The organism is Actinomyces israelii DSM 43320, assembly GCF_000711965.1.
Taxonomy (GTDB): domain Bacteria; phylum Actinomycetota; class Actinomycetes; order Actinomycetales; family Actinomycetaceae; genus Actinomyces; species Actinomyces israelii.
On record NZ_JONS01000024.1, the window covers coordinates 1 to 20257 of the forward strand.

Consider the following 20257-nt stretch of genomic DNA (forward strand, 5'->3'; position numbering starts at 1 on the left):
AAAAAGAAGATCGCGGTCGTCCTGGACAACGCCAGGTTCCACCACGCCAAGGCTTTGAACGATCTTTATGCCCCCGGCCAGGCTCTGGAGCGCATCATGCCTATCTACATGCCCCCGTACGCCCCCGATCACAATCCCACAGAACACGTGTGGAACGCCGCCAAGAACAATATCGCCAACCTCCACCCCCACACCCCGGAGAACACCTTCGCGGCCTTCACCGCCTACATCACCAACCGCACCTTCGACTACGACTTCGAGCACCTCCCAGTCACACCGCCACACACCGATCTTGTTTAATTCCAGCCATATCTTCTTCGTGTGCGCCGAGGAGATCCGGTGTATAAGGAGTACGTGAAGGCCCTGAGCGATGTGTACGGAGAGCCGGTTGGGCGGGAGACCTGGCAGCTCGACAACGGTGCCAGGGTGGCACTGAGCACGGATGCTGCGCAACTGAGTGTCCTTGTGCGGTCGCCGCGGGCGACCGAGTATCTGACCGATGATGTAGAGCTTCGGGAGATCGAGGGCGAAGTGGATATTGATTTTGATGATCCGGCTCTGTATATCCGGGCTCCCTCTGAGGCGCGAAGCGAGGTCGTGCGTGTTGACGGCGACGTCCTGGAGTGGTCGTAGGCTGAGGGGGGTGTCGTCGTGCCTCGGGTGCTTCCGGTGGGCTTTGGGCGAATGTGGGCTCGGGCCGGATAGGCTCTTGCGGGAAGGAGTGTTGTGTACTCTGAGGAATCAGGCAGCACGCTGCCGGTGGTCGTCCCGGTGTGGGTCGGGGACTACCTGGAGGACGGTCTGCGGCTTCTTGACGAGGAGGTGCCGGGCTGGCCGCTCATGCGGCTCCCCACCGATCGTGTTTGCTGGCAGGGTGAGGGCCGCACAGGCCTTGCGGGGCCCCCGCGGGGGGTGCTTCCCATGCCCACATGGTTCATGGTGCCCGATGACCTTCCGTGTCCCAGGTACTTCTACCCCCTGCCTGAGCGGCGGGCGTGGGGCAGGCGTATCAATTGGATCTCGAAAGACGTGCGGGGCTTCCGCGGGCGGGCTACCGCTGTTGTCGACGGCATTGCGGTGGATGTTCAGGAGGCCTGGGGAAGGCGGGCGTGGGTCTGCGACCGGGAGGAGGCGGCCGCCGGGGGTGGCGGGGCAGGACGTCCTCGTCTCGCCTGCGCCGTGGACGTCTCGGAGCTCGACGGTGTCGTCATGAGTCGGGTCCCGCTCACCCTTTTCAACAACAATGCCGAGCGGCAGGGCCGCAGCTGGAAGGAGCCGGGCTTCCCGGGTGCCCGTCTGGAGGTCGGCGCCGCGCAGACCGGGGCGGCTGAGCGCGCTGGTGCCGAGGGCGGTGCCTGGGAGCCTGGAGGTGCGGCGGGCGGTATGGATGATGCTGGCGGCCCTGTGACCGTGCTGGCGCCTCCGCGCGGACCGCGCCGCCCTTCGCCGTCGGGGCCGGTGCCCGCCGCGGCGGAAGGGGCGCATGCGCGGGCGCAGGAGTATCTGGCCCGGTGGCTCGCCGATCACGGAGGCTCCCGGCTGGAGATCACCCTGGCCGGCCTCGGGACGCTGCTGCAGGCGGAGGTCCGGGTCGCGATCGACGGACGCCAGAGGTTCGTGGCGCTCCACGGGGCGACCGCCGGTGCCGTCGAACGGCTGCGCGAGGCCCGGGCCGAGCCCGGCCGCGGGGCGTGGACCAGTGCGCGGCTGCGGATGGGCGCCGCAGACGGCGTCCTGCACGCCGACTACGACTGGCTCGCCCGCCCCTGTTTTCAGCACCCGGGGGTCGCGCCGGTCGAGTACGCCAACGAGCTCAGACTCTTCCCGCGCGACTCCGACAATGTCCCCACCTGGATGGCGGTCGGGGCCAGCGGGTATGAGGACGTCACCCCGCACCCGCCTGCTGAGAGCCCGGAACCACCCTCCCCGCCGGCTGGTCCGGTGGCCGCGGCGGGCCGGCCCGGGCTCGAGGACCGACTGCCGGGGAGCGCCGCGCTCCTCGCGGACCCCGGACGCATGCTGCGCAAGATCGCGGGCCGGTCCGTTACGGACCTTACCTGGTGGCCCACCGGCATGGTCGTCGACCCCGCCTTCGGCCTGCGCGCCGGGGGAGACGGTCTGGGGTTGCACGCGGGGGACTTCTGCGCTGACACCGGCTACCAGGCCGTACCCCGCCCGGACGGGCGCTGGGTGCGGGTGGCGCCCCTGAGCGCTCCCTGCCCGGAGGGCTTCTCCAGGTCACGGGACCTGGACGCCTGGGAGGACCCCGGCCCAGTCACGGCGGGGACCCGGCTGGAGACGGCGGGCGTGGTCAACGGCGAGCGCGTGGAGGTGGTCGGCGTCGTCGACGGCACCGCCTGGATCCGTGAGACGGGCAGTGGGCGCCCGGCCCCCGTTCCCGTGACGGACCTGCGGGCGGTGCGCGTGGGAGTGCGCTGCTTCACCTGCGCGCCCGAGGGCGGCGGGCACGCGGGCGCCCACCTGGACCTCGGCGGGCGGTGCGCCGTCGTGGCATTCCTCCCGGACGCCACCGGTCCCGGCCCGCGGGCGGTGCTCCCCGACTGGCCGGACGGGTGGACCGGCCCGCTCATGGCCGGCACGTACGAGTGGGTGGACGGCCTGCTCTGGCAGTCCTACCTCGCGCCGAAGGTCCCTCCCCGCATCAGGCAGGAGACCCTCATCGGCTTCGCGCCCTTCACCGCCCGGTGTCCCAACGGCTTCGCCCCGGACCGGCCGAACGGCTACGGGCTGCCGGGCCGCTGGGCGGGAGTGCTGCGGAAGGAGGAGGTCGTGTCGACCGACCGGCTGGTGGTGCGGGCGCGCGCCTTCTGGCGCGGCGCGCCCGCGGCGGTGCGGGCGGTGGTCGGTACCGCCGCCCGCCTGTCGATGCGGGCCCCCGGCGGCATGACCGTGCAGGCCTGGGCCCCGGTGTGGGAGCTCGAGGACGTCGCCATGCGGCTGACGCCGGTCCGCCACGACCCGGGACAGCCCTGGCCCTTCCTGAAAGCGCTCGGGCTGGACCCCGACCTGCCGGCGGGCCGGCCCGTCCAGGCCTCGCTGCCGGTGGGCACCTGGGTCGAGCCCTCAGAGGGCCTGGTCGTGCCCAGCATGGCCGGCGATGAGGCGTGAGCGGGCCCTGGGGCGCGCCTCGCCCCGCTTTCGCCGAGATCGGTCGTATTCCGGCTCGAGATCGGTTCCCGGACCGATCTCGAGCCGGAATACGACCGATCTCGGCGAAAAGGGCTCAGACGTCCTCGACGTCCTCGTAGCTCTTGGGGTCCTCAATGGGCTCCAGGTGGGCCGACACCCGCAGGTTCGGGTCCACCGCGACCAGCTCGTCGATCACGCGCTCGGTGAAGTCGTGCCCCTCCTTCACGCTCCACGTGCCCGGCACCAGCACGTGCATGTCCGCGAAGCGCCGGTTGCCCGCCTCGCGCACCCTCACCGCGTGGAAGCCGATCCGCCCGTCGTCGTGGTACCGCTCCAGCACCGCCTCGATCCGCGCCTGCGCCTCCCGGCTGGGCGCCACGTCCATGAGACCGCCCACGGACTCCTTAATGAGCTTGAACCCGGTCCACATAATGTTCAGGCCCGCCCCCAGGGCGACCACCGCGTCGAGCATGGGCGAGCTGAAGAGCGCCACGAGCCCCACGCCCACCAGGACCGCCACGGAGGTGACGACGTCGGTGGCCAGGTGCCTGGCGTCGGCCACCAGCGTCGCCGAGCGCTCGCGCTTGCCCACCCGGTGCAGCACCCAGGCGGCGGCCCCGTTGACCACGGAGGCCCCCACGGAGATGAGCAGGCCCACGCTCAGCCGCTCGGGCATGACGGGGACGATGAGCCGCTGAATCGCGGAGATGATAATGAAGGCGGCCGCCACGAAGATCATGACGCCCTCGATGATCGCCGAGAAGTACTCGGCCTTGGAGTGGCCGAACTGGTGGTCGTCGTCGGCAGGCTTGATCGAGATCTTCAGGACGATGAGCGCCACGACGGCCGCCACCAGGTTGACCACCGACTCCGCGGCGTCGGAGAGCAGCCCCACCGAGCCGGTCAGCCAGGCCGCGAAGGCCTTCAGGGCGATGGTCGCCACCGCCGCCCCGATGGACAGCCAGGCGTAGGCGCTCAGATCCTTGGGCGGGGCGTAGCGGGTCGATGGCATTCCCCGAGTCTCGCCGATGCCGGCCCACCGGGTCCAGCCGCGACCGAGGTGAGTGCCTCCTGGGGCTACGGGCGTCCCGGACCGATCTCGGCGCGGAAGTGAACCGATCTCGGCGAAGGGGGGAAGGGGGGGGGACAGAGGGGTCGCGGGCCCGGGCCGCGTCGCGAGGGCGCCGTTGCCGCGCGGGGCGCGGGAAAATCACGGGGTGTCGGTAGGGTGGCGGCGTGCTCCCCGCCCAGCTCGCGGTCCCGGACACGCTGCCGGAGACCTTCCGCATCCTCGACCTGTCCGGCGTGCTCCTCAACGGCATCCTCGGCGGGCTGATCGCCCGGCGCAAGAACTTCGACCTGGTGGGCTTCGTCGTCCTGGCCATCCTCACCGCGACCGCCGGCGGCATCCTGCGGGACGTCATGATCCAGGCCGGCCCGCCCTTCGCGCTGACCGACCCGTACTACCTCTACACCGCCTGCGCCGGCGCCCTGGTCGCCTGGTGGGTGCCCTTCACCTCCCGCCTCGCCCACCGCTTCCTCGTCGTCGCCGACGCCGTCGTCCTGGGCACCTGGGCCGCCACCGGCGCCGCCAAGGCGCTGGACAACGGGCTGGGCGTCATGCCCGCGCTGCTGCTGGGCTGCCTGACGGCGGTGGGCGGCTCCATGATCCGCGACGTGTCCGTGGGGGAGACCCCGGCCGTGTTCGGCGGCAACAAGCTCTACGCCGTTCCCGCCCTGTGCGCAGCGGGGACGGCGGTCGGCGTCGTCCGCGGGGGCCTTCCGGAGGCCTACGCGCTGCTGGCGGCCACGCTGGTCGGCGCCAGCACCTGCCTGCTGGCCTACTGGCGCTCCTGGCGGCTGCCGGTGGCGGGAGACCGGGAACGACGTCGTGCCGAGCGGCTGGCGGCCGGCGATCCGACCCTCGCCGCTCGGGCCCGGGGTCTGGCGGGCCGCTACGGCGGCACGGTGCGCTCGGGCTGGCGCCGGGCGCTGCTGTCGCGCCGTCAGGCGCCCCGGCCGCTGCGCCGGCGCAAGCCCCTCGACGTCGAGGACCTGTGAGCGGGCCGGGAGCGAGTCCGCCGATCCGGGCCCGGACTCAGTCGATGGGGCGGACCTCGGCGTCGTCGACGTGGACGGCGGGAGCCGGGGCGGTGCGCTCCGTCGGGCTGCGGAAGAGGCGGTCCTTGACGGCGTCGGCGACCTTGTCGGTGACGGCCTCGCCCTGCCGGCGCACGAACTGGCCGGCCCGGGCGGACGCGGCATCGACCTTGTCCCGCACGAAGGGGCGCTCGGCGACCCGCGACGCGGCTCGGGAGGCGGCGGACTTCAAGCGCTCGTACTGGGCGCGGCCGGCCCGCGTCCCCAGCACGTAGCCGGCTCCCAGGCCGATGATGAAGGGCAGCTTGCTGGCCATGGCGATCTCCTCACGCTGGTGGCGGTACTGGGGCAGAGCCTACTGGCCGCGGGATGCTCCGGGCCCGGACTGTGTCGGACCGGACGTCGCTTACTACGCTCCTTTGCTCCTTACTGTACGGCCGTAAGGGGCGTAGTAAGGGGCAAAGGGGCGTAGCAAGCGTTCCGGCCAATCATCTAGGCCCTGCTCGTGGTCAGATGAGCTCAGATGAGTTCGAATGAGCGTGGTCCAGGCGGGCACCGCGGGGCGGGGGCGCTGGTCGCAGCGTCCGGGGTAGCGGAAGCCGACGGCGCGCATGCGGGCGAGACTGGCTCTCAGGCCGTCGGGTGCGCCCGGGTCGGGGGTGATCTTCAGGGAGATCTCGACGTCGCTGGGGCGCTCCCGCTCGGTCCACGGCAGGCAGTCGATCCAGCAGCCTTCCGGAGTCACCGGGGCGGCGAACATGTCCTGGGTGAGCTCGTCGGGCACTGTGGTGCAGGGCTGTAGGGCGTAGGTCGTTATGAAGGCGTCCGCCTGGTCCCAGTCCAGGCGGTTGCCGCTGGTCGGCGCCCCGGCCCGCTCCCAGTCGCGTAGCGAGACGGCGTCGGCGACCGCTCGCACCCGTCCCACCACCTGCGGCGGCAGGGTGCGCGTGTACTCGATGGCCCAGTCCCGGGCACGGCTGGTCCGCGAGCGCAGAAGAGCCTTCGGCGGCGGGACGATGGGAATCGACAGGAATCTCCTGTCGTAGCCCAGCCGGATCTCGCCGCCCGGCCGCGCTCCCAGGCGCCGCGCCCGCCTGCTCGCTCCTCGCCGCCCCTGGCCGTCCCAGCCGTCCCTTTTCGTCGAGGTCGGTCGGGCTCCGCGTCGAGATCGGTTCGTGGAGGCTGGTGGGCGCCTGCGGGCCGCCCCTGGTGGACTGGAGTCGGTCGTCTCGGTGACTGGCTCCGGGATAGGGGGAGACCGGCTGGGCGGCCGGCGGCGGCCACTCCCTCAACGTCCTTATCCGGGGCGCGCGGGGGAGACTCACGTCCGTCCTGCTCCTCCCACAGGTGGTCCGTCGGGGCGCCGTCGTCAATGAGCTTGCGCACGGCGGAGATGGCGGTGGGCGCATCGACAATGTGCCTGCGGTCGAAATCTCCGGGCTGCCCTCCCGCGACAAGCTCGGATGAGCCCTCCGCCCGCGGGTCGCCGACCAGATTGAAGAAGTTCCAGCTGTCCCTGGTGAAGTAGGCGATGACGCGCCCCTCGTTTCCTCCGCCAATGCCGACCTGAACGCCGTCGCCCTCAATGGTGACGGCGGTGCGGGCCATTTCGTCGAGCATGCCGATTCTGTCCGTGGCGAGCGAGGAGGACTCGCCGCGGACGGCCTTCTGCTCTCCGCCGTCGTCCCAGGATACTTCCAGGTTCTTGCTCATATTCTGATCATTCTGCTCGGCGGCTCGGTACGCGCGGGGTCGTCTGGGACGAGGCGGGCCCTCTGCGGGGGCTTCGGGGCCGGGGCGCGTGCGGCGTGAATCAGGGCACAAGGACGTCTTGGAGGTTCAGGTTCCAGGATCCGTCGGGGCGTTGGGTGGCCTTCCACTGGGCCTCGAGGTCGGAGCGCCCCTCCTGGGCGGTCCACATGGGGCACTCCAGGAAGTAGCTGCCGTCGCGGGTGCGGATGCAGTACACGAGGCGGGTGAAGTCCTGCGGCACGGGCAGGTAGGTGCGCCCGTAGTCGTCCAGCACCCGGTCGACGTCGCTCCACGCGCTCCGGCTGTCCGGGGCGGCCTGTTCCAGCGCCTCCCAGCTGCGCGCCGCCAGGAGGTCCATGCACCGCCGCAGGGGCTCGACGACGCTGTCCGGAATCGGGTCGCCCTCGGACACACTTTCCGACGGCGGCACCCGCGGGAAGCCCTGATCGCACCGCGACTGCGCCTGCTGTATCGGTGCTTCGAGCGAGGTGATCCGCCACAGGCCGTTGGGGTCCCTGGCGGCGGTGCCGGTCAGCTCCAGGTCCAGGGCCCCGGTCCGGCTCCACAGGGGGCAGGCGAACCGATAGCGCCCGCCGTCGTCCGATGCCGAGGAGCAGCGCAGGATCAGGGCGAGGTTCTCGGGCAGGGCCAGCAGCCCCCGACCCCGGGCCTGCTCCTCGACCGCGGCCCGCACCTCCTCCCACCGGCACCCCGCCGGGACGATCCCGCCCAGGGCGTCCCACCGGCCGGCGGCCACCAGATCGACCACGATCCTGACCGCCATCGAAAGCCCGGAGGGCCTGGGGAGCCCCGGCGGGGACCAGCCGCCGCTCATGCCTGTCCCACCCGCTGATGCCTCCACCTCAGGCCCGGGGCGCGGACGGGCGTCGTCATGGCCAGGCCCAGACTCCCCATGAAGTAGGCGTCCGCCGCGGCCACGGCCTCGGCCACCTCCGCCTCGCCCAGCCCCGCGGCCCGCAGCGCGTCGGCCGCCACCTGCCGCTCATCGGCGTAGCAGGTGCCCACCGCCGCACCCTGCACCAGCGCCGCCCGGTACCAGGCGGTCCCCGGCACGTTGGGCGAGCCCTCCAGGTCGATCGCGGGCGCCCGGCCGCGGCAGTAGCCCGCGGTGCCCCTGACCCCGGAGTGCCTGATCACCATGTGCATCCGATACGTCCCTCCATCCGCTCATCCATCCTCATCCGATTATCCGGCCACCCCGCGCGCTCAGCCCATGACCACGCCGACGAGCCGCAACCGCCAGGCGCCGCCCGGTCCGCGGAGCGCCTCGCCGTGGACCTCCAGGTCCGCCACACCGTCCTCCACGGTCCACAGGGGGCACGCCAGCCGGATCCCGCCGTCGCCCCGGGGCCAGCACTGGACCACCGAGACGAAGTCGTCGGGCAGCGGCAGACACGTGCGCCCAAAGGCCGCCAGGGCCTCGGCCATGCCCGCCCGCGCCCCCGGGTAGACCTCCGCCACCCGGGCCACACCCTCCCAGTCCGCCGCGGCGACGCGGTCCACCATCACCCGCACCAGCTCCACAAGCCCGCCCGGAAGACGCCCCCCGCCGGCGGCGCGGCCGCCACACCCGGACCCGCCGGCACCACCGCCGCCGCCGGCACCACCGCCGCCGTCGGAACCGCCGACGCCGGCGGCCCTGGTCCCGAGTCCGGTACCACCGGCCCCGGGCCCGGACCCGCCGTCGTCGTCCGCCGCGCCGACACGATGGACGACGCACCGCCAGCCGCCGTCGGGACCCCGGCGCGCCACCCCGCCCACCCCCAGGCGCGAAGGACCCCGCGACGTCCACAGGGGGCACCAGAACCCGTACCCCCCGCCCACGAGCGCCTCGCACCGCACAATGAGATCCAGGTGCATCGGCAGAAACAGGAACCCCACCCCCTCGGAGCCCGTCCCAGCATCCATCTCAGCATCCATCTCGGCGCCCACCCGCGCCCAGTCGACACCCCCGACACCCCCGACACCCCCGGCACCCCCGCGCGCCGCGGTCTCCACCTCGCCCCACCGCCGCTCGGCCACCCGGTCCACCACCCGCCCAACAGCCCCCGCAAGCCCCGACGGCGCCTCCACGGTCATCGGCTCCTCCCGCTCCTCAGCCATCCAGGCATCTCACCGCGCCCACCGGCACCGCGCCCTCACGCGCGGAGGATCTCGGGAGGCAGCAGCCGGGCCAGCTCGTAGCCGTCCGCGCCGACGACCACGGGCACGTCCGCCTCGGCGAGCGTGCGCGCCTCCGGCCCCAGGCCCATGGGGTGGGCGAGCTGCGTGCCCGCCAGCACCTGCTCGGTCGGCGTCAGCCGGCGCACCGCCACCGCAGCCACCCGATCGGAGTGCTCGCGGGCCGCCTCGCCGTAGATGAGCGGGTCGTGCTGGCCGTCGTCGCCCACCAGGAGCCAGGTCACGTCGGGCAGGTCGATCATGAGGCGCCGCAGCTCGGTGCGCTTGTGCTCGATCCCCGAGCGGAACAGGCCGGTGTTGGTCGGTCCCCAGTCGGTCATGAGCATCGGGCCCGCCGGGAAGCCGTGGCGCTCGAAGAAGGAGCGGTGGGTGGGCACGACGTTCCACGCGCCGGTGGACAGGTAGATGACGGGCGTGCCCGGGTGCGCCTGCTTGACCCGGGTGAGCAGCGCTGCCATCCCCGGCACCGGCTCGCGCGAGGAGGTGTACTTCACCAGCTGGTTCCAGGCGGCGACGAACATGCGCGGCACGTGCGAGACCATGGCCGTGTCATCGATGTCGGAGACGATGCCCAGGCGCGGCCCGGGCGCCACCACCAGGATCCGGGTGCTGACCGTGCCGGCGCCGGTCGCCTCGATGCGCGCCTCGTGCCAGCCGGCCCCCAGCCCGTGCCCGCGCACGACGACGTCGACGTAGCCGTCGTGGTCCGCCCGGGTGCGCACGCTCACCGCCCCGAAGCGGATCGTCACGGGCAGGTAGGGCACGGGCGCGTCCACGAACAGGCGCCAGCCGCGCTGGGCCTCCAGGAGGTTGGTGGCGGCCAGCTCGCGCACGTCCCGCACACCGCGCGCCGTCATCGGCATCTCCTCAGGCACCGAGCGGAACAGCGGGCCCTCGGCGGGGGCGTCGCGCGGGCGCAGCACCATGCGTGCGAGCACCCGGGCCATGTCCGACGGCGCCGCCCCGCCGTCGTCCCCCACGCTGGCGGGGCTGTGGGCCGCGCGCCCGGAGACGGCGGGACCGGCGGAGCCGTAGCCGTCGTAGGCGATGACGCGCGGACGCCAGCCGCGCCGCTTGAGTACGGGGATCATGTCCCGGTGGAACCGGTCCTCAACGGCACGGATGACGTCGAAAAGTGGCACGGGCCGATCTTACGGGGCCTGGGGCCCGCCCGTGGCCCGCCGGGCCCCAGCCGGATGGAGCGCTCCGCGGCGCGCGCGCACGCACGAGGCGCCCCGCCACCGCCCACAGCGTGGCTCCGGTCGCCAGCGCCCACCAGGTGTAGGACGAGCCGACGACGGTGACGGCGAAGGGCCACTCCTTCTCCAGGTGGTTCTGCCCCGGGAACCACCACTGCATCGCCAGGGCGAACACGGCCGCGCCCGTCAGGGTGGTGGTCGCCAGGGCGGGGGAGTACCAGCGCCACGCCGCCGTCGCCAGCGCCATGAGGGCGGGCAGGCACCACACCCAGTGGTGCGACCAGGAGATCGGCGAGATCAGCAGGCCCGCCGCCATGGCGGTGCTCACCTGCAGCAACAGGACGAGACCGCCGTCGGGCGACCGCGCTCCGCCGAGGGCCGCCAGGGCCGTCAGCCGGCGCAGCAGCAGCCAGGCCCCCAGCCCGACCACGACGACGGCGAGCGCCCACGCCGGGTTCCAGGCCTGCTCGGGCAGCCAGCGGGCGGCGGCGCCCTTGAGGTTCTGGTTGCCGGCGTACTCGGGGAAGCCCGCGCGGGAGGGGTCGAGCATGGCGGAGAAGAAGAACTGCGCGGACTCGGCGGGCCACACCGCCCAGCACAGGGCCGTCGCCCCCGCCGCCGTCGCGACCATGGTGGCCGCGGCCCGCCACTCGCGGCGCGCCACCAGGACGAGCACCGCGATGGCCGGCGTCAGTTTGAAGGCCGCCGCCAGCCCTGCGCCCGCACCGCGCCAGCGCGCCCCCTCGGGCGCGGCCAGCAGGTCGACGGCGACCAGCGCCATGAGGATCGCGTTGACCTGCCCGTACTCCATGGTCTTGTAGATCGGCTCCAGGAACAGCACCCCGGCCAGGGCCAGCCACGGCGCCGTCGCCAGCGCGATCCGGCGCTCGGCCCCCAGGGCGCGCATGGTCGCCCACGCCGTCGCCGCGGTGCACACCGGTGTGGCCAGCACCATGATCACCTGGGCGGCCCGGTCGCTGCCCCAGGTCAGGGGGCTCAGCGCCCAGGCCGCGAAGGGCGGGTAGGTGAAGGGCCACAGGTGCTCGCCGGGGTTGGCGTACCAGTCGTACAGGCTCCCGCCGGCGTGCCACTGGGCGACGGCATGGTAGTAGACCCATGCGTCGAGCTTGAACGTCGGGACGCCGTCCTTGCCCCACAGCCAGGGGTAGGCGCTCGACAGAAGGGCGGCCCAGCCCAGGGCCTGGGCCGGGCCGGAGATCAGCAGCCGGAGCGCACCGAGGCGGGAGCCGGTCGTCTTGTTCCGCGTGCTCTCGTCCACCCGCCGGAGTCTACGGCGCCGCCCTCGGACGCTCCTCCTCGGCGCGAGAGCGGCCCGGCTCCACGCTCCTCGATCCTCCGCCGTCGAGATAGACATTTTCGTACGAGATAGACGGTGACACCGTCTATCTCGTACGAAAATGTCTATCTCGACGGGGTTCAGCGGGGCAGGCTGGCGTGCGCGCGCGCCCGGCGCAGGACCCGCAGCCCCGCCAGGGTCGCCGCCGTGGCGAGCCAGGCGCACCCGGCGGCCAGCAGGTAGCCGCCGTGAGCGCCCTCGGCGTCCACCACGCGACCGCCCAGCAACGAGCCCAGCGACACCCCGACGCTCAGCGACGTGCTGATCCACGCCAGCCCCTCGGTGAGCTGGGAGGGCGCCACGGAGACCTGGACGATGTTGTTTCCGGTGGTGATGGTCGGGGCGATCGCCATGCCGGTGGTGGCCATGAGCGCGCCGAGCACCACCAGCCCCGGCGCGAGCGGCAGGAGCGAGGCGCCGATGGACAGCGCCGCGGTGCCGGTCAGGAACTGCTTCCACAGGGGCCACCTCCACGAGCGCGCCCCGTAGACGAGCGCGGCCACCAGCGACCCCGCCGACCACGCCGCCAGCAGGGCTCCCGAGGCCGACTTGCGCCCGGCCTCCGTGGCGAAGGCCACCGAGGCGACGTCGCTGGCGCCGAACATGGCCCCGGAGAACAGGAAGGCCACGAGGACGACGAGCACCGCGCCGTGGCGCACCACCGGCCTGTTCGGGCGCCGGGCGCCGTCATCCCCGGCGGGCCCCTCCCGCGGCTCGCCCGGCGCCTCCGCACGACGCCGGCGCCGCCGGTGGGGCGTGGGCTCGGTCCGGCGCTGCGACAGGAACCACAGCCCGCCGGCGAGCTGGAGGGCCAGCGACGCGATCCAGCCGGTGGTGACCGGCAGAGCCGGCGAGGTGCACAGGGCCGTGGTCAGGACCGGCCCGATAATGAGGGCGACCTCGTCGAGGGCGGCCTCGAGGGAGAAGGCCGTGTGCACGTCCTCCGGGCGGGTGGTCACCGTGGTCCACCGCGAGCGCACGAGCGAGCCCATGGAGCCGGACAGGCCGCCGGCCGGCGCCGCCAGCGCCATGAGGACCCGCAGGTCGGCGTGCGCCCGGGCGGCGAGGATGAGTCCGAGCATGGACGCTCCGGAGACCGTCAGCGCCGGCACCATCACCCTGGACTGCCCGTGCTCGTCCACCAGCCGCGCCAGCAGGGGCGCGCCCACGGCGGCCGCGACGATGTTGACCGCGGAGACGGCCCCGGCCGCCGAGTAGCTGCCGTACAGGGCCTGGACGGCCAGGATGGTGGCGATCCCCTGCATGGACATGGGGAACCGCGCCAGGAGCCCTGCGACGGAGAAGGCGGCGGCGCCGGGGATGCGCAGGATGCGACCGTAGGTGGAGGACATGGGTCGGTGGGCCTGTCTGGTCGGCCGTGGGCCGCGCCCACGGGGTGATGAGGGACGGCAGCGCTCCTGGGGACAGCGCCGTTGAGCGGCCGGCGGGTCGGACGGCCGGCGGACGCGGGGCGGTGCCGGCGTCCGCGCCGGTCGGTACGCCGGATCGGTGCCGGCCGGTGCTGGTCAGTGCTGGTCAGTGCTGGGCGGACTTGGACGTGCCCCGAGAGTCGTCGCGGGACACCTTGAAGCCCTGGCCGGTGATCTGGCTCCAGCACTCGACGCCGTTCTCCGAGGAGGTGCAGGCGAAGGAGTCGTTCTTCGCGGCCGAGCCGTACTGGAGCTGGGCGCCCGCGCTGCTGAAGGAGCCACCGCAGCTGCTGGTGGCGCTGCCGTCCTTCTTGACGGTCCAGGTCACCGGCGAGCTCGCGGAGTTCCTGCAGGAGGCGTCCGTGGGCGTGAAGTTGTGCTCGTTGATGGTGCAGGTGACCGAGTCCTCCGTCAGCGTGCAGGTGATATTGCCGCTGGGGGCGGTGAAGGCGGACAGCTCGATGGCATTGGCCGGAGCGGGCGCCGTGATCTTCGGCGTCGGGGTGGCCGAGGGCGTCGGGGCGGCCGAGGGGGAGGCCTTCTTCGAGGGGGCGGCCTTGGAGGGCTCGCTCTGCGTGGTCGCCACGGGGCTGTCGGCCGAGTTGTCGTCGGCGGAGTCACCGCCGCCGTGGTTCGACAGGATGAACCACACGACGACGGCGACGACGGCGACGACGGCGACGGCGCCGAGGATCCACAGCCACAGGGTCGGACGGGGCCCGGTCTCCTCCTCGGCCGCCTCGCCGACGCCGAACACCCCCTCAGGGGCCTGCTGGGCGGACTGGGCGGACCGGGCGTACTCCGGCTGGACGGGCTGGTACTGGGGCTGCTGGAAGGGCTGCGTCTGCTGGGCGTACCCCGGCTGGACGGGCTGGTACTGGGGCTGCTGGAAGGCCTGCGTCTGCTGGGCGTACCCCGGCTGGACGGGCTGGTACTGGGGCTGCTGGAAGGCCTGCGTCTGCTGGGCGTACTCCGGCTGGACGGGCTGGTACTGGGGCTGCTGGAAGGTCTGCGTCTGCTGGGCGTACTCCGGCTGGAAGGGCTGCTGGCGCTGGGTCTCGGTGAGCGACTGCTGCTGGGGCGGGGACTGGGGGGACTGCACCCCGATCTGCCCGGGCGCCAGGATCTGGGTGGCGCCGTCGGCGGGCGCGGTCGTCAGAGGCTGCGCGGGACCGTAGCGGCGCGCCAGGGCGGCGTCGACGGCGGGGTCGCCGAGCGTGCCGAGCCACTCCAGGAGCGCCGGATACGTACGTGGGTTCGTTGCGATATAGGGGCGCAGACCCGGATAGTTGTTGGCGAGCTCGTGCAGCTTTGTGAGGTCCGTATTGGGATTGCTCGCTGCGGCGACGAGGTCGTCCTGAGCCTGAGACATGAGGTGAGTCCTCCACGAGTTCACGGTTCCCGCCGTGCGCACCTGGTGCCGTATGGACGTTGTTCGTAGGGAGACGGGGCGGGTCGCCGGTGGGTACCGGTCTCCAAGAGCGTACCTGAGGTGAGCCGAGTTGCGCCCGTGACGGTATCGTCGGCGCCATTCAGCCGTCGGCCGCGCTCGCACCCCGGCCGCCGTCCAGTATAGGAGACGTCTATGAGCGAGATCTCGGCCGTGCCCCGGCCGCAGGGCGAAGCCCTCGTGCCCGTCGCCGGCGCGGCCACCGACGTCGGCCGGTCGCGCCCCGTCAATGAGGACGGCTATCTCGCCATGGCGCCCGCCTTCGTCGTCGTGGACGGCATGGGCGGGCACGCCGCCGGGCGCGCCGCGACCCGCGCCGCCCTGGGCGCCCTGGCGTCGCTGGCCGGTGCCGCGGTCACCGACGAGCGGGTCATTGTCGAGGCCATGCTCGCAGCCGGCGAGGCGGTGACCGCCATCCCCTCGCACGCGGCCCACCGGCCCGGGGCCACCGTGGCCGGCGCCGTCCTGGCCCAGCTGCCCGAGGGGCTGACGTGGATCACATTCAATATCGGCGACTCGCGCGTCTACCTCATGCGTGACGGGGCCCTCACGCAGATGTCCCGCGACCACTCCCAGGTCCAGGCGCTCATCGACGCGGGCCAGCTCACGCCCGACCAGGCCCGCCATGATCCTCGGAAGAACGTAGTCACCCGGGCGCTGGGGGCCGGCCTGAACCAGGAGGCCGTCCCCGACATGTTCACCGCGTCCGCCCAGCGCGGGGACCGCCTGCTCGTCTGCTCCGACGGGCTGACCGACGAGCTCGACGACGAGGCCCTGGTCACCGTGCTCGGCGCCGGGATGCGTCCGCAGCGCACCGCCGAGGCGGCGGTCGCCGCCGCCCTCGAGGCCGGTGGCCACGACAACGCCACTGCCCTGGTCGTCGACCTTGTCCCGGAGTCGGCGCTATGAATGACGCGGGCGCCGGCGGCGAGGCCGCCCCCAAGCGGGTCGCGGGCCGCTGGGGGGAGGCGCTCCTGGCCCCGGAGGCCCCCCGGGACGTGGAGCGGGCGGTGCTCGCGGCCCTCGGCGGCTCGACTGGCCTGTCGGCTCCGCCGACTGCGAAGGGACGGCACGCCTGGGGGCCGGTGGATCTCAACCGCCCCACGCCCGCCTCCGCCGTCACCGCGGACGAGCCCGCCAGCACGACCCGGCTCCGCTGCCCGGCCGATGCGCCGCCCGCGGCCGTCCCCGAGACCGCCGGGACGTACTCGGCCGTCATCCCGCCGACCTTTCCTCCGCAGGCCCACTCGCAGCAGGTGCCTGCCGCTGCGGAGCCCCCGCCGGTCGCGCGCGCGGACGCGGCCCCCCTCGGCTCGACGGCGCCCGCCGGCGCACCCGGGCTCGCAGGCGCCCTCGGACCCGCAGGGGCGTCCGGGCCGGAGCCCGCCGGTTCTACGGCCCCCGCCGGCCCGGACGCGCCGGAGTGCCCGAGCGGGGCGGAGACCGGCGTGTGGATCGACCCCGACGACCTGCCCATGAGCGTCGAGCCCGGCGCCGACGCGCTCGCGGACGGCGAGGCCCCGCGCACCGCGCCCGCGCGCTCCGCCGACCCCGCTCCGTCCGGTCCCCCTCCCGAGCCGATTCCGCGCTACCCCGAGCCCGAGCCGGGGTCGGGGCGCCGTCGTCGGCGTGCTGCGGCGCCCCCCGCGTCCGGGCCGGCCCCGCCCCGTGCCGCGGAGGGGGACGGCGGCCCCGGTTCCGGGCGGCGCTCCTCCACGGCGCCGCTGCCTCCGGGCGGGGCGCCTGCGCCCGAGGAGGCGGCGCAGGCTGCGTCCTCAGGGTCCTCAGGGTCCTCAGGGTCCTCGGGCGCCACCGGGACCCTCGTCCGGGAGGCCGAGTCCGTCCCCATGATCACCTCGGCCATCTGCGTGGCGGGTCACGCCAACCCGCCGGACGCGCAGGTCTGCCTGTGCTGCTCGGCGCCCCTGAGCGGGCGGCTCATCCCGGTGCCGCGGCCGGTCCTGGCCATGATCACCCTGCCCACCGGGACGAGCGTGCCCGTGCGCGGCGACATCGTCGTCGGGCGCGCACCGCGTCCGCAGCCGGGGGGCGAGCCCGGCGCGTTCCTCCTGGAGGTGCCCAGCCCCGCCCACCTGGTCTCGCGCTCCCACCTGCTGATCACGACGGCGGGATGGAACGTGCTCGCCCGCGACCTGGGCTCCAACAACGGCACGGTGCTCCTGCGACCGGGGTTCCCCGCGGTCCTGCTCGCGGCCGCCCTGCCGACGCCGCTGTACGTGGGAGACTTGCTGGACGTCGGGGACGGCGTCATGCTGCGGGTCGAGCCACCCATCTAGGCGCCCCCCTCTCACACTGCTCCTGAATCGAAGGAGGCCTCATATGAGCGACCTGACCTGGACCGAACGCCCGGAGGTCGATCCGGACCGCCCCGACGAGCTGGTCCTCGACTTCTCCGGGGAGGTGCACCGCATCGGCACCGACGAGACCTTCGTCATCGGTCGCGGCGGGGACCTCGACATCGACGACAACCCCTACCTCCACCGCCGCTTCCTCGTGCTGGCCCACGAGGGCGGGCTGTGGTGGATCGCCAACGAGGGCACGCGCCTGTCGGCGACGCTGACCGACGGCGACGGGCTGGTCCAGTCCCGGCTCGCCCCGGGGGCCCGCCTGCCCCTGGTCTTCCAGCGAATTATCCTCACGTTCTCGGCGGGGCCCACGACCTATGAGATTGATCTCATCACGGCCGGCGAGGACCGGTTCTCCGGCATCGACGGCGTTCACCAGTCCACGGGCCAGACCACTATCGGCGCGGCCCCGATGACCAAGTCCCAGCTGCTGCTCGTCCTGGCCCTGGCCGAGCCGGTGCTGCGGCGCGCCGGCACCGGGGCCGCCGAGATCCCCTCCTCGGCCGCCGCCGCCGCGCGCCTGGGATGGCCGCTGACCAAGTTCAATCGCAAGCTCGACAACGTCTGCGAGAAGCTCGACCGCGTGGGCGTGCGGGGCCTGCGCGGCGGGCGCGCCGGGGGCGCCGCCTCCAACCGCCGCACCGCGCTCGTGGAGCACGCCGTGGCCACCCTCATGGTGACCGCCGAGGACCTCCCCATGCTCGACCAGGAGCACGCCGCCAACGAGATCGCGGCGCGCGAGGCCGGCACGAGCACGGCCTCGGTCGGCGTCGACAAGCGCGCCGGCGCCGAGGACGGAAGAAGATGAGTGGCGTGGCCGGCGACGACAGGACCACCGCGGGCGGCGGACGGGCCGGGGACAGCCCGCCCGCGGGGAGCGGGCACTGGAGGCCCCTGCGCGTGACGGCCGGCGACTCCGCGGGGGCTTCCCCCGCGGGCGCGCCGGCTTCCGCGGGTGCACTCGCCGACGGCGACCGGGCGGCCCCGCCGCCCGCGGTCCCGGGCGCCGATGGCGGCGGCAGCGGCGGCATCGCCAGCAGCGGCGGGCGGCAGCGCGACCGCCCGCGTCGCCGTCGGGGCGGGGCGGTCGTCGTCGTCCTGCTCGTGCTCGTCCTGGCGGTCGGGGGGGCGTGCGCGGGCGCGGAGCTCTACGTCCGCTTCCGGGTCGCCTCCACCGTCCGCTCGGCGATGCCCGGGCTGTCCTCGGACGCCCGGGTCGCCACTGAGGGTCTTGTTCTGCCTCAGGTCCTGAGGGGCGAGCTGGACTCCCTGTCCGTGACCGCCGGCGAGCTGGAGCTGGCCTCCAAGGGCGGCGCGGACGGGCAGGACGCGGACGCCGGCCCCGATGGCTCCGCCCGGGGCGGTCTCAGGCTGCTCGACGCCGATGCCTCGCTGACGTCCGTCGGCCTGTCGGACCCCTTCCCGGCCGGCCGCGTCGACGCCACGGCGTCGGTGGGCTGGGACCAGGTCGCGACCATGGTGGCGGCCGCGGCCCCCAACATGTCGGCCGTCACCGTGCAGGCCGGCTCCGCCGGCTCCGACGACGCCCCGGGGACCGTCTCCGCCTCCGCCGGCGTGCTGGGGCTCGCCGCTTCCCTGACGATCGTGCCGTCGGTCACCGACGACGGCGGGCTGCTCCTGGACGTCACGTCGGTCACGGTCCGCGGCGTCGAGCTCGGCACCGACGCCACGGTCTTCGGCCGTCCCGTCCTGTCCTATGTGGGGCTCGACACCCATGAGATCAGGATCGGCGCCGACTCGCTGCCGCAGGGGCTGAACCTGACCCGCGTCTCGGTGACCGACAAAGGGCTGAGGCTGACCTTGTCGGGATCCGACGTCGAGCTCGCCGATCTGTGAGCCGGGGCGTCGGGCTCCCCATCGATCGGCCTGGGCTCAGCCCGGCGTCTCGTATAGCCTTCCGATGGTGCTGCCGTCACCTCTCCGGCGCATGAGGAGTTTCATGAGCAACCAGCCAGTTCAGTCCTACGGCGTCACGGCCGACCCCGGCCGGCAGGCCGTCATGCCGCCAACCGTGTCTCCCGGGGCGACACCCGCGCCGTCGGCGCCGGCGGTGCCCGCGGTGCCGCAGGCGCCGTCCCACTCCGCTCCCGGGCGGCGGGAGAGGACCTCCCAGCCCTCGGCCCCGCGCGGCCTGTCCCCCAACCCGGCCGGCCCCTCCTATCCCGCTCCCACCGCCACCCTGCCCAGCAACAGGGCGCTGGCGCGCAAGGCGGAGCGCGCCTCCCGCTCCAACGCCTCGCCCGAGGCGGACGTCGAGCGCGCCTCCGAGCTCCTCCACCGCGTGGCCGACACCTTCACCCAGCGGGTGGTCGGCCAGAAGCGCCTGCGCCTGGCGCTGACGTCCACGCTCATCGCGGGCGGGCACATCCTGCTGGAGTCGGTCCCCGGCCTGGCCAAGACGACGGCGGCCCAGACGCTGGCCGCCGCGGTCTCCGGCTCCTTCCACCGCATCCAGTGCACCCCCGACCTCATGCCCAACGACATCGTGGGCACCCAGATCCTCAACTACGCCACCGGCGAGATGACCACCCAGCTCGGGCCGGTCCACGCCAACATCGTCCTGCTCGACGAGATCAACCGCTCCAGCGCCAAGACCCAGTCGGCCATGCTCGAGGCCATGCAGGAGCGGCAGACCTCCATCGGCGGCGTCGTCTACCCCCTGCCCCACCCCTTCATGGTGCTGGCCACCCAGAACCCCATCGAGGAGGAGGGCACCTACGTCCTGCCCGAGGCGCAGATGGACCGGTTCCTCATGAAGGAGGTGCTGACCTACCCCAAGCCGGCCGAGGAGGCCGACGTCCTGGACCGCATCTCGTCGGGGGCCTTCGAGGAGGCCATCACGACCCTGCCCATCTCCACCGACGACGTCGAGTGGCTCCAGGGCGCCGTCGAGCGCGTCTACGTGGACCCGGTCATCAAGCAGTACATCGTCGCCCTGGTCAACACCTCCCGCGGCGGCGGCCCGCGGCCCGTGCCCGGCCTGGACAAGCACGTGCGCGTGGGCGCCTCCCCGCGCGGCGGCATCGCCCTGATGAAGATCGCCCAGGCCGTCGCCCTGCAGGCGGACCGCACCTACGTCACCCCCGACGACGTCGGCCTCCTGCGCCACGCCGTGCTGCGCCACCGCCTGGTGCTGACCTACGACGCCCTGGCCGACGACATCGCCCCCGAGGCGATCATCGACGCCATCTTCGCCGCGGTGCCGACGCCCTGACCGGGCGCAGGACTCA

Annotated in this window: 19 protein-coding genes; 9 read left to right on the top strand and 10 right to left on the bottom strand. The window is 73.5% G+C overall.

Features of this window, described 5'->3' with window-relative positions; genetic code table 11:
- The 3 genes from O145_RS16530 to O145_RS09495 form a co-directional block, all read left to right on the top strand.
- Positions 1 to 300: transposase (locus O145_RS16530; RefSeq protein WP_229118485.1), on the top strand; the 300-nt coding region annotated here is incomplete at its 5' end.
- A 54-nt stretch (positions 301 to 354) separates the two neighbouring features.
- Positions 355 to 633: a hypothetical protein gene (locus tag O145_RS09490; protein ID WP_156966685.1), complete on the top strand. Its 279-nt coding sequence runs from the start codon at positions 355 to 357 to the stop codon at positions 631 to 633.
- A gap of 93 nt (positions 634 to 726) precedes the next feature.
- On the top strand, positions 727 to 3129 hold the full coding sequence (locus O145_RS09495; protein WP_156966686.1) for a hypothetical protein: 2403 nt from the start codon (positions 727 to 729) through the stop codon (positions 3127 to 3129).
- A gap of 115 nt (positions 3130 to 3244) precedes the next feature.
- On the opposite strand, the gene O145_RS09500 is transcribed toward O145_RS09495, so the two are convergent.
- Complete coding sequence (locus O145_RS09500; RefSeq protein ID WP_043562448.1) at positions 3245 to 4162, bottom strand: cation diffusion facilitator family transporter; 918 nt, start codon at positions 4160 to 4162, stop codon at positions 3245 to 3247.
- A gap of 224 nt (positions 4163 to 4386) precedes the next feature.
- On the opposite strand from O145_RS09500, the gene O145_RS09505 reads away from it, so the two are divergent.
- The gene (locus tag O145_RS09505; RefSeq protein ID WP_043562449.1) at positions 4387 to 5211 is read left to right on the top strand and encodes a trimeric intracellular cation channel family protein; all 825 of its coding nucleotides are present in this window, start codon (positions 4387 to 4389) and stop codon (positions 5209 to 5211) included.
- A gap of 37 nt (positions 5212 to 5248) precedes the next feature.
- Here the strand turns inward: O145_RS09505 and O145_RS09510 are convergent, their stop codons facing one another.
- The 9 genes from O145_RS09510 to O145_RS09550 all read right to left on the bottom strand — a co-directional run bounded on the left by O145_RS09510 (position 5249) and on the right by O145_RS09550 (position 14562).
- Positions 5249 to 5566: a hypothetical protein gene (locus O145_RS09510; protein WP_043562450.1), complete on the bottom strand. Its 318-nt coding sequence runs from the start codon at positions 5564 to 5566 to the stop codon at positions 5249 to 5251.
- Positions 5567 to 5659: 93 nt separating this feature from the next.
- Positions 5660 to 6178: a hypothetical protein gene (locus tag O145_RS09515; RefSeq protein WP_156966687.1), complete on the bottom strand. Its 519-nt coding sequence runs from the start codon at positions 6176 to 6178 to the stop codon at positions 5660 to 5662.
- Between the two features lie 885 nt (positions 6179 to 7063).
- Complete coding sequence (locus tag O145_RS09520; protein ID WP_043562452.1) at positions 7064 to 7786, bottom strand: DUF7668 domain-containing protein; 723 nt, start codon at positions 7784 to 7786, stop codon at positions 7064 to 7066.
- Between the two features lie 47 nt (positions 7787 to 7833).
- Positions 7834 to 8163: a hypothetical protein gene (locus O145_RS09525; RefSeq protein ID WP_156966689.1), complete on the bottom strand. Its 330-nt coding sequence runs from the start codon at positions 8161 to 8163 to the stop codon at positions 7834 to 7836.
- Between the two features lie 66 nt (positions 8164 to 8229).
- Entirely contained in the window at positions 8230 to 9126 is an 897-nt protein-coding gene (locus O145_RS09530) for a DUF7668 domain-containing protein (protein WP_043562454.1), read from the bottom strand.
- A 35-nt stretch (positions 9127 to 9161) separates the two neighbouring features.
- Positions 9162 to 10346, bottom strand: a complete 1185-nt coding sequence (locus O145_RS09535) for an App1 family protein (RefSeq protein ID WP_043562455.1) — start codon at positions 10344 to 10346, stop codon at positions 9162 to 9164.
- Positions 10315 to 11682 carry a glycosyltransferase 87 family protein gene (locus tag O145_RS09540; protein WP_229118486.1) on the bottom strand — a complete coding sequence of 456 codons (1368 nt, stop codon included), beginning with the start codon at positions 11680 to 11682 and terminating at the stop codon, positions 10315 to 10317. Before O145_RS09540 ends, O145_RS09535 begins: the two co-directional genes overlap by 32 nt.
- Positions 11683 to 11840: 158 nt before the next feature.
- On the bottom strand, positions 11841 to 13112 hold the full coding sequence (locus tag O145_RS09545; protein WP_043562456.1) for an MFS transporter: 1272 nt from the start codon (positions 13110 to 13112) through the stop codon (positions 11841 to 11843).
- Between the two features lie 184 nt (positions 13113 to 13296).
- Positions 13297 to 14562, bottom strand: a complete 1266-nt coding sequence (locus tag O145_RS09550) for a variant leucine-rich repeat-containing protein (RefSeq protein ID WP_043562457.1) — start codon at positions 14560 to 14562, stop codon at positions 13297 to 13299.
- Positions 14563 to 14775: 213 nt separating this feature from the next.
- On the opposite strand from O145_RS09550, the gene O145_RS09555 reads away from it, so the two are divergent.
- From O145_RS09555 to O145_RS09575, 5 genes are all read left to right on the top strand, one after another.
- Positions 14776 to 15549 (top strand): PP2C family protein-serine/threonine phosphatase, encoded by a 774-nt coding sequence (locus O145_RS09555; protein WP_043562458.1) that lies wholly within the window; start codon positions 14776 to 14778, stop codon positions 15547 to 15549.
- Positions 15546 to 16937, top strand: a complete 1392-nt coding sequence (locus tag O145_RS09560; RefSeq protein WP_229118487.1) for a hypothetical protein — start codon at positions 15546 to 15548, stop codon at positions 16935 to 16937. The genes O145_RS09555 and O145_RS09560 overlap by 4 nt, the downstream gene beginning before the upstream one ends.
- Positions 16938 to 16980: 43 nt before the next feature.
- On the top strand, positions 16981 to 17814 hold the full coding sequence (locus tag O145_RS09565) for an FHA domain-containing protein (RefSeq protein WP_043562459.1): 834 nt from the start codon (positions 16981 to 16983) through the stop codon (positions 17812 to 17814).
- The gene (locus tag O145_RS09570) at positions 17811 to 18863 is read left to right on the top strand and encodes an LmeA family phospholipid-binding protein (RefSeq protein ID WP_156966690.1); all 1053 of its coding nucleotides are present in this window, start codon (positions 17811 to 17813) and stop codon (positions 18861 to 18863) included. Before O145_RS09565 ends, O145_RS09570 begins: the two co-directional genes overlap by 4 nt.
- Before the next feature lie 103 nt (positions 18864 to 18966).
- Complete coding sequence (locus O145_RS09575; RefSeq protein ID WP_043562461.1) at positions 18967 to 20241, top strand: AAA family ATPase; 1275 nt, start codon at positions 18967 to 18969, stop codon at positions 20239 to 20241.
- Positions 20242 to 20257: the final 16 nt, after the last annotated feature.

Coding starts and splice junctions, on each gene's coding strand:
- O145_RS09500 (WP_043562448.1), bottom strand. CDS start 4,162: ATGCCATCGACCCGCTACGCCCCGCCCAAGGATCTGAGCGCCTACGCC.
- O145_RS09510 (WP_043562450.1), bottom strand. CDS start 5,566: ATGGCCAGCAAGCTGCCCTTCATCATCGGCCTGGGAGCCGGCTACGTG.
- O145_RS09520 (WP_043562452.1), bottom strand. CDS start 7,786: ATGGCGGTCAGGATCGTGGTCGATCTGGTGGCCGCCGGCCGGTGGGAC.
- O145_RS09525 (WP_156966689.1), bottom strand. CDS start 8,163: ATGGTGATCAGGCACTCCGGGGTCAGGGGCACCGCGGGCTACTGCCGC.
- O145_RS09530 (WP_043562454.1), bottom strand. CDS start 9,126: ATGGCTGAGGAGCGGGAGGAGCCGATGACCGTGGAGGCGCCGTCGGGG.
- O145_RS09545 (WP_043562456.1), bottom strand. CDS start 13,112: ATGTCCTCCACCTACGGTCGCATCCTGCGCATCCCCGGCGCCGCCGCC.
- O145_RS09550 (WP_043562457.1), bottom strand. CDS start 14,562: ATGTCTCAGGCTCAGGACGACCTCGTCGCCGCAGCGAGCAATCCCAAT.
- O145_RS09555 (WP_043562458.1), top strand. CDS start 14,776: ATGAGCGAGATCTCGGCCGTGCCCCGGCCGCAGGGCGAAGCCCTCGTG.
- O145_RS09560 (WP_229118487.1), top strand. CDS start 15,546: ATGAATGACGCGGGCGCCGGCGGCGAGGCCGCCCCCAAGCGGGTCGCG.
- O145_RS09565 (WP_043562459.1), top strand. CDS start 16,981: ATGAGCGACCTGACCTGGACCGAACGCCCGGAGGTCGATCCGGACCGC.
- O145_RS09570 (WP_156966690.1), top strand. CDS start 17,811: ATGAGTGGCGTGGCCGGCGACGACAGGACCACCGCGGGCGGCGGACGG.
- O145_RS09575 (WP_043562461.1), top strand. CDS start 18,967: ATGAGCAACCAGCCAGTTCAGTCCTACGGCGTCACGGCCGACCCCGGC.